This window comes from Kitasatospora sp. NPDC024654 (assembly GCF_055559155.1).
This window is the reverse complement of sequence record NZ_JBVHLF010000154.1, coordinates 1-8,667: the sequence shown is the minus strand read 5'-3', so window position 1 is coordinate 8,667 and position 8,667 is coordinate 1. Positions and strand designations below refer to the sequence as shown.

8 protein-coding genes and 1 pseudogene are annotated in these 8,667 nt (G+C 73.8%); 6 read left to right on the top strand and 3 right to left on the bottom strand.

Features of this window, described 5'->3' with window-relative positions; genetic code table 11:
* Nucleotides 1-143: 143 nt before the first annotated feature.
* Nucleotides 144-266 (bottom strand): annotated as a pseudogene (locus tag ACZ38L_RS37290) (transposase); the annotation flags it as partial.
* Between the two features lie 21 nt (nucleotides 267-287).
* Between ACZ38L_RS37290 and ACZ38L_RS37285 the strand changes: the two are divergent.
* Complete coding sequence (locus ACZ38L_RS37285) at nucleotides 288-461, top strand: zinc ribbon domain-containing protein (protein ID WP_465702138.1); 174 nt, start codon at nucleotides 288-290, stop codon at nucleotides 459-461.
* A 214-nt stretch (nucleotides 462-675) separates the two neighbouring features.
* On the opposite strand, the gene ACZ38L_RS37280 is transcribed toward ACZ38L_RS37285, so the two are convergent.
* Together ACZ38L_RS37280 and ACZ38L_RS37275 are read right to left on the bottom strand one after the other, a co-directional pair.
* Complete coding sequence (locus tag ACZ38L_RS37280) at nucleotides 676-1,203, bottom strand: hypothetical protein (protein WP_465702137.1); 528 nt, start codon at nucleotides 1,201-1,203, stop codon at nucleotides 676-678.
* A 713-nt stretch (nucleotides 1,204-1,916) separates the two neighbouring features.
* Nucleotides 1,917-2,783 carry a hypothetical protein gene (locus ACZ38L_RS37275; RefSeq protein ID WP_465702135.1) on the bottom strand — a complete coding sequence of 289 codons (867 nt, stop codon included), beginning with the start codon at nucleotides 2,781-2,783 and terminating at the stop codon, nucleotides 1,917-1,919.
* Nucleotides 2,784-3,087: 304 nt separating this feature from the next.
* Here ACZ38L_RS37275 and ACZ38L_RS37270 point away from each other — a divergent pair, with 304 nt between their 5' ends.
* The 5 genes from ACZ38L_RS37270 to ACZ38L_RS37250 all read left to right on the top strand — a co-directional run bounded on the left by ACZ38L_RS37270 (nucleotide 3,088) and on the right by ACZ38L_RS37250 (nucleotide 8,580).
* Complete coding sequence (locus ACZ38L_RS37270) at nucleotides 3,088-3,651, top strand: hemerythrin domain-containing protein (protein ID WP_465702133.1); 564 nt, start codon at nucleotides 3,088-3,090, stop codon at nucleotides 3,649-3,651.
* Nucleotides 3,652-3,834: 183 nt separating this feature from the next.
* The gene (locus ACZ38L_RS37265) at nucleotides 3,835-4,356 is read left to right on the top strand and encodes a hypothetical protein (RefSeq protein WP_465702131.1); all 522 of its coding nucleotides are present in this window, start codon (nucleotides 3,835-3,837) and stop codon (nucleotides 4,354-4,356) included.
* A gap of 269 nt (nucleotides 4,357-4,625) precedes the next feature.
* Nucleotides 4,626-5,690: a 3-oxoacyl-ACP synthase III family protein gene (locus ACZ38L_RS37260; RefSeq protein ID WP_465702129.1), complete on the top strand. Its 1,065-nt coding sequence runs from the start codon at nucleotides 4,626-4,628 to the stop codon at nucleotides 5,688-5,690.
* Between the two features lie 3 nt (nucleotides 5,691-5,693).
* The gene (locus tag ACZ38L_RS37255; RefSeq protein WP_465702127.1) at nucleotides 5,694-6,611 is read left to right on the top strand and encodes a hypothetical protein; all 918 of its coding nucleotides are present in this window, start codon (nucleotides 5,694-5,696) and stop codon (nucleotides 6,609-6,611) included.
* Between the two features lie 4 nt (nucleotides 6,612-6,615).
* A complete protein-coding gene (locus ACZ38L_RS37250) occupies nucleotides 6,616-8,580 on the top strand; it encodes a fatty acid CoA ligase family protein (RefSeq protein WP_465702125.1) in 1,965 nt (654 codons plus the stop codon).
* Nucleotides 8,581-8,667 lie beyond the last annotated feature (87 nt).

The window sequence follows — 8,667 nt, the reverse complement described above, 5'->3', positions numbered from 1 at the left end:
CCTCCGCCGTCACCTCATCGTCGACCTGCCCTCGCGCACTCACAGCAGAACATCCTGCCGCACCCGCCAATCGAGATCTATCCCTGTAGTACTAGGCCGGGAGCCGCGAAGCGGCGGAGTTCGCTGCGGCTCCGGGGTGACGGTCAGATGGGCCGCTTCTGCCCTTCGATGTACTGGTGGACGGTGCTGAGCGGTGCGCCGCCGCGGGAACCGGCGAAGTAGGAGCGGGACCAGAAGGCGGAGCCCAGGCCGATGCGGTTGACTCGATCTCGGATGCCCGTTGGGGGGTGTTCCTGACGATCCTCACCGCCAAGGCAGAATGCGCCGGACGGGAAGTGATGGCCGTGGACCCCCGCGACACCTCCCGGCGGTGCCCAGAATGCGGGCACACCGCCCAAGGAGAACCGGCCTACCCAGGAGAAGTTCCACTGTCGGTCCTGCGACCACATGGCTCACGCTGACACGATGGGAGCCATCAACGTTCTACGGGCCGGGCTGGTCCGTCGCGACGCCCGGAAGGGTTAGCGAGAAGCCCCCGGCTTTAGCCGGGGGAGGAGTCACGAGTTTCCACCTCCGCCCCGCGCCTGCCCCGATTCCCGCTGACCGCCGCTGGCAGGGCAGCGCCGTCGCTCGTCCTTCAACCACCCGCCCGGTACCTGGTCCTGGCTGGCCCGCTCACCGGGCACCCAACTGCCGCAGGGCGCTCTGGTGGGTGATCCGGACGACCTCGTGCCAGAACGGCACGGCGGTCAGGTACGTACCGAGCGCCGCCAGGATCCCGAGGGCCACGTCCACGCTGACGCGGCCCTCCTTCGCCCAGTACACGTCCTGCAGGTCCAGCAGCAGGGCGAACTCGTCGGCGATCAGCGCCGTGCCGATCCCGTAGCCGGCGGCGACCGCGGGATGCCCGACGGCCTGCCGGTCGCCTCGCACCGCGATCAGCCCCACGCCGGCCAGCGCGGCGATGCCGAAGTTGTAGTGGTGCAGGTGCCTGCCGCCCGCCGAGACGTTCCCCCAGGGCAGCCAGCCGCCCCGGATGCCGTGCGTGATCAGCCGTGTGGTGCCGAAGGTCGTGCCGAAGGCGATCCAGGTCACCAGCAGCGAGCGTTTGGTCGGCGGCAGGTGGTCGTCCACCGCCTTCCGCCAGCGCCGGACGAACTCGGCGTCCGGGACGTCACACCGCCGGGGCTCGTCGACCTCCATGCGTTCCGCCTCTCCTTCGTTCCCGCCAACGACACGCGTTCTCACCAACGACGTTAAGCGGAGCCGTCGGTGACAGCATCCGGAGGCCCGCTCTCCTTCCGCTGGGTACCGGTCGCGGTGGACGGGGGCCCGGGTCCGGGCCATGAACCGCCGGACCCGCCCGTTGCCCCAGGAGGCCAGGAGGCCCGGGCCGCCCGGGCGGCCGACGAGCGGACCAGGCCGGCCGAACTCGCCTGCCCGCAGGGCGCGGTGGAGCCGGCCGTGGTGGAACCGGCCCTCGCGCTCTCCCACGACCCGCTCACGCCGGCCCGGGCCCGGACGTTCCGGCTGCTCGCCCTCCCTGACGCGCCCGGTCTCAACCCGCTGGAGGTCGCGGGCCGCCGGGCGGCACGGCTTCCACGACCCGCTGTGGGCCTTCGCCCGTCAGCAGGGCGGCAGTTGGGATCCCCGGGTCGGTCGCCGCGGCCTTCGGACGGCTGCCGGACTGCTGCCTCGCCGCCGCGCGTAGAGCTCTCCCACCGCCTGCGGGGCGGCACCGCCGAGGGCCTCGCGCTGAGCGGGCCGGCCCTCAACCACGCGCGGTGCCAACGGATTCGGAGGCCCGTGGCCCAGGCCGGGGAGCCGCTCCGCGAACTTCCGGGACCCGGAGCGTCCGGCGGGGGCGAGCGGCAGGCGTTGCCGGGGGCGTAGCACCCTCCCCGGTAGTGTCCGCGTCAGCCGGCCGGCGTGTCGCGGATCAGGCTGTGCTCGCGGACCAGGTCGTCGTGGATCTCCGGCTTGTCGGGGTCACAGGCCTCCATCGCGTCCTCGATGGCGGCCAGCGCCTCCGCCCGGCGCCCGAGCAGACGCAGCGCGCCGGCCACCCGGAGCAGCCGGACCGGATCCGCGGCGGGGAAGGTGGCCGAGGTGGCCAGGGCGAGCACCCGTTCGGCCTGGCCGGGGAGGTCGTCGGCGAGCCACAGCCCGTGCAGCAGCAGGTGGCAGACCTCCAGGTTGTCGCCGGCCTCGTGCAGGCTCTCGCGCAGGGCGTCCAGGCCGCCGGGGGCGGACCGGCCGAGCAGCGCGAAGGCGTGCAGGGCGCGGGTGTACGGGTCCCAGCGCGAGCGCTGTGCCGGCGGGACCGGGTCGAGCAGCCGCAGCATGCTGCGGCAGCGGAAGTCGTAGCGGAGGCCGATCAGGCGCAGGTGGCGCACGGCCCGCGCCCGCGCGTGCTCGCCGAGCGGCAGGTCGCCGGCGAGGTACGGGGTGGCGCTGTTGCGGCGGGTGCGGGCGTACCACGCGAGCCGGCTGCAGAACGCGGCGCTGGTCTGCCAGTCGGCCGCGGCCCGACCGAGCCAGGCCGCGGCCCGGACCGGCCACGGGTCGCCGGCATCGATGGCCCGTTCGAGGAGGAGGCGGGCCGCTTCGAGGGCCGTGCCGCGCTGGTCCCCGTGGATCAGCGCGGCGGCGATGGCGTCCTCGACACCGGGGACGTCGAGCAGCCGGCGGGCGAGGGCGCGCCGGTTCGGGTCGGCCGGGTCGAGGTGGGCGAACTCCGTCAGTGCCGCCGCGCCCGGGTCCGGGCTGGGACTACCGCTCACCGCTCCACCCTGCACCGGGACGCGGATCGCCGCACGGCCGGCCGGGGCCGGCCGGTGGGGTGGGCGATCCCAGGTCGTGGGTGCTCCGGCCGACGCCGCGAGCGGCCCGCTCGCGGCGTCGGCCGGAGCATCTGCCGCTCGACCTCCATCGCGGACCGCCGTCGCCCCGGTCCGGCCGCATCCCGAGGCCGTACCGCCGGCCGGGTGGCGTGCGGGCGGCCCGTGGACGGCGGGACGCGCGGCGGGAATGCATCGCCCCCACCCGGGAACGGCCCGGCGAGGAGCAGGACGGAAGGGCGAAGGCATGGGACACGGCGGGAATGCGATCGACGAGCTGATGGCCGACCACCGCGAGGTCGAGCGGATGTTCTCCGGGATCGAGGAGATGCCGACCAGCGACCTGGCGCTGCGCGGCATGGTCGACGAGGTGACCATCGAGCTGGTGCGCCACGCGGTCGCGGAGGAGCAGTACCTCTACCCCGCGGTTCGTGAGCACGTCGAGGGCGGCGCGCAGCTCGCCGACAAGGAGATCGCGGACCACGCCAGGATCGAGAAGCTGTTGAAGCGGCTGGAGCCGATGACCCCGAAGGACGCCGAGTTCCCGATGCTGCTCCAGCAGCTGATGGACCAGGTGACGGAGCACATCGGTGACGAGGAGGAGCGGCTGTTCCCGGCGCTGCGCGAGGCGTGTCCGCCGGCGACGCTGACGGACCTGGGGGACAAGATCCGGCGGGCCAAGGCGATGGCACCCACCCGGCCGCACCCGGCGGTGCCCACCACGCCGACCGCCAGCAAGCTACTGGCGCCGGGTGTCGGGCTGGTCGACCGGGCGCGTGACTTCGTCAGCGGACGCGGCCGGAAGGACTGATCACCCGCGGTGATCGGCAGGCGCCGGGCCGGACCGTGACGCGGGTCATGCCGCCGGTCCGGCCGCCCGCCCGTGACGGCCACGTACCCTGGGCAGCCGCGCGCCGTCGGCGCGCCCGGCGCTCGCGGGCCGATCATGCACGGGCAGTAACGGAAGGCGAGCAGGTCTGAAAGACGGTTCGCCATGTCCACTGATCTCTCACCCGTCATAGGCACGGCCACCCGGTGGCTGCTGTCCGCCTACCCGGCACCGCAGGGTGCGCTCAGCCGGGCGCTGGCCGAGGCCCAGGCCCGGCAGGCCGCCACGGTCGCCGCGGCGCTGCGCTATCCGACCGGTCTGGACGTCGAGTTGCTGTACCTGCTCGGTCCCGGTGGCGCCGGCCGGTTGGACCGGCTCACCGGCGCCGACGGCCGGCCCGAGGCGCTGGCCGACTGGGCGTGGCGGACCTGGGTGGACGAGACGGTGGTGAGCTGGGCCGCGTGCCTGCTGGCGGACCCGCGGCTGGCGGCCGCGGCGGTGGCGGCGCTGGCCGACACCGACCACGGCGCCGAGCTGGCCGGGGACGCCTTCCGGCTGACCGCCCCCGGTGAGCGCGACCACGACGCCGCGCCGCTGCTGCGCCACCCCGACCTGCTCGACCCGATCGCCGCGCTGCACCGCGCGGACCTGCTCGGCCTGCTCCGGATCGAGCCGGTCGAGGGCTGACGCCGCCGCGCGGACGCCCGGCGCTTCGGAGGACCCCGCGAGTTCCCACCCTCGTGCGAACGTCCGAAAGTAACCCTTGGTAACCTCACGGACATATACTGTGAGGTAACATGCTCATGTCGCTTCGGGGGAGGGGCAGCAAGGGCGCTGCCTGCTGGGCGACTTCACCATGAGGGCTGGCCTCGCAACGCCGGCGAGCGCGCTCGCGCCGCCGAGGGATCCGCTGCGAAAAAGATCTGCCAGCCGGCGAGCAAGTGAAAGAGATGACGATGGTCTTCGACGCACGCGCCAGCCGCTTCGAGGCGCTCGGCGCCTATCTGCCGCCCGGCATCCAGTCCACACCTGAGCTGGTCGCCTCGGTGGCGGCCCACCTACCGGACCTCGACCTGGAGGGGATCACCGGCGTGACGCAGCGCCGGGTGCGCGACCCGCGGCCCACGGCCGGTGAGGACTCGCTCGGCCTGGCGCTGAAGGCGGCCCGGGACGCGCTCGGTCACTCCCGCTACCACGCCGCCGACCTGGACGTGGTGATCTCGGCCTCCATCACCCGCTTCGTCAACGGCGACGACTTCTCCTTCGAGCCTTCCCTGGCCGCCGAGTTGGCCAAGGAGCTGGGCGCCCACCGGGCTGTCCACTTCGACGTCTCCAACGCCTGCGCCGGCATGATGACCGGCGTCCTCCTGCTGGACCGGATGATCCGGGCCGGCCAGGTCCGCAACGGCCTGGTGGTCAGTGGCGAACAGGCCACCCGGGTCGCGGAGACCGCCGCCCGGGAGATATCCGACAGCTACGACCCGCAGTTCGCCTCGCTCTCGGTCGGCGACTCCGCGGTCGCGGTCGTCCTGGACCTCGCGCAGGACGAGGCCGACCGGATCCACTACCTGGACCTGATGACCTGCGCCGAGTACTCCGAGCTCTGCCTCGGCATGCCCAGTGAGCGGACCGAGGGCATCGCCCTCTACACCGACAACCGGAAGATGCACAAGAAGGACCGGCTGCGCCTGTGGCCCGCCTTCCACGGTGACCAACTCGCCAAGCAGGGGCGCACCTTCGCGGACGAGGGCTTCGACTACGTCGTCCAGCACCAGGTCGGCACCCGGTTCGTCAACTACGTGAACCGCACCGGGGAGGCCGAGTTCGGTACCCCGATGCCCGAATCCCTTTCGGTGGTGGAGGAGTTCGGCAACACCGCCTCCACCGCGCACTTCCTGGTGCTGCACCGGCACCTGAAGGCCGGGACCGCCCGGCGCGGCGCCAAGTACCTGCTGGTCCCGGCCGCCTCCGGGGTGGTCACCGGCGCACTGTCCGCGACCATCACCAACCTGGGGGTATGACCGATGGCGACTGTCATCAAGGCCGCTTCGACCAGCACCGCCCCCGCCCATCGCGCGGCGGCCGTGGTGCGGCTCGCCGGCCAGGCCGCCCGGGCCTGCCTGGCCGAGGCCCGGCTCTCCCCGGACACCGTGGGTGCGCTGATCAACGTCGGCGTCTACCGCGAGCACAACACCTTCGAGCCCGCCGTCGGCGCCCTGGTGCAGAAGGAGGCGGGCATCAACCTCGACTACCTCGCCCATCCGGTGCCCGGCGCCGCGTTCTCCTTCGACCTGATGAACGGCGCCTGCGGGGTGCTGAACGCCGTCCAGGTCGCCCAGGCGCTGCTGGACACCGGCAGTACCGAGCGGGTCCTGGTCACCGCCGCGGACGTGCACCCGAGCGGCCGTGCCGACCTGGACGACGACTACCCCTACGCCGACCTCGGCGGCGCGATGCTGCTGGAGCGCTCGGCCACCGCCGAGGGCGGCTTCGGTCCGGTCCGCTCGGCCCGTGCCGACCAGCCGTCGGCCACCGCCGGATTCCTGCGCACGGTCGGCATGGGGAGCAACGGCCGCCGCCGGATCACCGTCCGGCGCGAGCCGGGCTTCGCCGAGCAACTGCTCGACCTGGCCACCGAGATCGCGACCGACTACGCCTGGAACGAGCAACTCGACCTGCGGCGCACGCTGTTGGTCAGCTCCCGGCCGACCGCGGACTTCCCCTACCGGCTGGCTGCCCGGCTCGGCATGTCCGGCTCCAGCGTGCTCGCCCCGCAGGTGCCGGGCCCCGCGCGGGGCCTGCCGCACACCGCCGCCCCGATCCTCGGCTACCTGCAGGCGGTCGAGCAGGGGCTGCCCGAGGGAGTCGACCAGATCCTGTTCGTCGCGGCGGGCGCCGGGCCGAGCGCCGCCTGCGTCAGCTACCGGCCGCAGGAGCGGTGACCCGATGACCATCACGACGGAGCCGCTCAGCGGCGAACTGGGCCTCGCCGAGCAGTTGGCCCGCAACGCGCGGGCCTTTCCGGAGAAGAGCGCGATCATCCATCCGACGGACGGCCGGGAACCCGACGGCCGAATATCCTACGGAGAGTTGACGTACCGTCAATTACAGCGCGAGGTCGAACTGTTGGCGGACGCGCTGGGCGGCATCGGGATCGGATCCGGCACCCGCACCGTGCTGATGGCCGCCCCCGGGCCGGAGCTGTTCGCGCTGCTCTTCGCACTCTTCCGCCTCGGCGCCGTCCCGGTCGTGGTGGACCCGGGAATGGGAGTCCGGCGGATGCTGCACTGCTACCGCGCGGTGCGCGCCGAGGCCTTCGTCGGGCCGCCGGTCGCGCACGCGGTCCGGGTGGTGGGCCGGCGCGCGTTCGCCGACGTCCGGATCAGGGTCACCCTCGGCCGGCGCTGGGGCTGGGGCGGGCAGAGCCTGACCGCCCTGCGCACCTCCGCGCGGACCGGCCCGGCCGAGCGGCCCGCCGTCCGCGGCGACGACCTGATGATGATCGGGTTCACCACCGGCAGCACCGGCCCGGCCAAGGGCGTCGAGTTTACCCATCGGATGATGACGGCGATGGCCCGCGCCGTGCGGGCCGCCCACGCCCGTGACCGCTCCGAGGTCTCGCTGGTCACCCTGCCGCTGTACGGCGCGCTCGACCTGCTCTTCGGCTCCACCCTGGTGCTCGCGCCGCTCGCGCCGAGCCGGGTCGGCCAGGCCGACCCGGCCGCCCTGCTGGACGCCATGACCAGGTTCCGGACCAGCACGCTGTTCGCCTCGCCGGCCCTGCTGCGTCGGTTGGCCGAGCACCTGAGCGCGCACCCGACACCGCTGTCCGAGCTGCGCTGTGTGGTCTCCGGCGGCGCCCCGGTGCCGCCGGAGCTGGTCGCGACGCTGCGTCGGGTGCTCGACGAGCGGGCCGCGATCCACGTCACCTACGGCGCCACCGAGGCGCTGCCGATCACCTCGATCGAGTCCGCCGAGATCCTCGCGGAGACCGCCGCCGGAGCATCGCTGGGCGCCGGCAGCTGCGTCGGACGCCCGGTTCCCGGCACCGAGTTGAGGATCCTGCCGGTCTTCGACGGGCCGCTGCGCGGCCCGGACGCCTCGCTGCCGGTGCCGACCGGCGCGGTCGGCGAGATCGTGGTCGCCGGTGAGTCGGTCAGCCGGCGCTACCACGCGGCGCCGGCGGCCGACGCCGCGCACAAGGTGGTGGAGCAGGGCGACGGTGCCGCGGAGCGGATCTGGCACCGCACCGGCGACCTCGGCTACCTCGACCCGGCGGGCCGGCTCTGGTTCTGCGGACGCAAGAGCCAGCGGGTCCGCACCCGGGCGGGTGATCTGCACACGGTCCGCTGCGAGGGGGTGCTCAACGCCCACCCGCTGGTCCGGCGCACCGCGCTGGTCGGCGTCGGGGCGCCCGGGGCGCAGCGTCCGGTGGTCTGCGTGGAGACCGAGCCGGGCGTCACGGACGTCCACTGGGCCGCACTGGTACCGGAGTTGCGAGCGCTGGCGGCGGCCCGGCCGGAGACCGCCGAGCTGACGGTCTTCCTGCGGCACCCCGGCTTCCCGGTGGACATCCGACACAACGCCAAGATCGGCCGGGAACGGCTGGCCCGCTGGGCCGCCGGCCGGCTCGGCCCGTCCCGGGCCCGGGCACTGCGCGCCGTCCCACTGGCGGGGTGGGCGTACCTGGCGGCGGGGCTGCTCCACCCGGTCGACCAGCCGGTGCTGGTCGCGCTCTGGTGGCTGGACGCCGTGCTGAGCGTGCTCGGGCACGCCGTACAGCTGCCGAAGGCGCTGTCGCGCGGCCGGGTGGCCGGCCGGAGCCCGGGCGCCGCCGCGGTGCTGACCATGCTGTACGGCGCGACCTGGTGGCGGTTGCTGCCCGTGGCCGGGGCGGAGGAGGCGCGATGAGTTTCCTGAGTCAACCCCTATGCCGCCAAAGTGGTCTCGGGAGTCGTTTTGATCTTGCTGTTGGCCTGGTGGGTGTCGGGGTCGTAG

Bases quoted from the DNA above. Each gene is read 5' to 3' on its own strand.
- ACZ38L_RS37270 (WP_465702133.1), top strand. From the start codon at position 3,088: ATGGGACACGGCGGGAATGCGATCGACGAGCTGATGGCCGACCACCGC.
- ACZ38L_RS37260 (WP_465702129.1), top strand. From the start codon at position 4,626: ATGGTCTTCGACGCACGCGCCAGCCGCTTCGAGGCGCTCGGCGCCTAT.
- ACZ38L_RS37250 (WP_465702125.1), top strand. From the start codon at position 6,616: ATGACCATCACGACGGAGCCGCTCAGCGGCGAACTGGGCCTCGCCGAG.
- ACZ38L_RS37280 (WP_465702137.1), bottom strand. From the start codon at position 1,203: ATGGAGGTCGACGAGCCCCGGCGGTGTGACGTCCCGGACGCCGAGTTC.
- ACZ38L_RS37255 (WP_465702127.1), top strand. From the start codon at position 5,694: ATGGCGACTGTCATCAAGGCCGCTTCGACCAGCACCGCCCCCGCCCAT.
- ACZ38L_RS37265 (WP_465702131.1), top strand. From the start codon at position 3,835: ATGTCCACTGATCTCTCACCCGTCATAGGCACGGCCACCCGGTGGCTG.